Genomic DNA, 283 nt, shown 5'->3' with positions numbered 1-283 from the left:
TTAACCTCAAATCCTAAAGGGGAAAGTAATTTTGTTAATAATTGGCAATTAATCGCTTTATCATCTACCGTCAAGATTTTGTAAGTCGCTTGTTCGGGTGCTAGTGCTAACACCCGTTGGGAATTAATTTGTTCAATTTTAGTTAATTCTTTACCTAATTGTACTGGAATCGAAAATTGAAAAGTTGTCCCTTTTCCTAATTCACTCTCTACCGTAATATCTCCCCCCATTAACTGCACAAATTGACGACTAATTACTAATCCTAATCCTGTTCCTTCTTGGG

The 283-nt window shown here is 35.7% G+C and carries 1 protein-coding gene; it reads right to left on the bottom strand.

The genetic code is table 11. From position 1 onward, the window contains the following. On the bottom strand, positions 1–283 hold a 283-nt coding region (locus PL9631_RS25815), incomplete at both ends, for an ATP-binding protein (protein ID WP_231516869.1).

This window comes from Planktothrix paucivesiculata PCC 9631 (assembly GCF_900009265.2).
Lineage (GTDB): Bacteria > Cyanobacteriota > Cyanobacteriia > Cyanobacteriales > Microcoleaceae > Planktothrix > Planktothrix paucivesiculata.
This window is presented reverse-complemented; position numbering and strand designations above follow the sequence as displayed.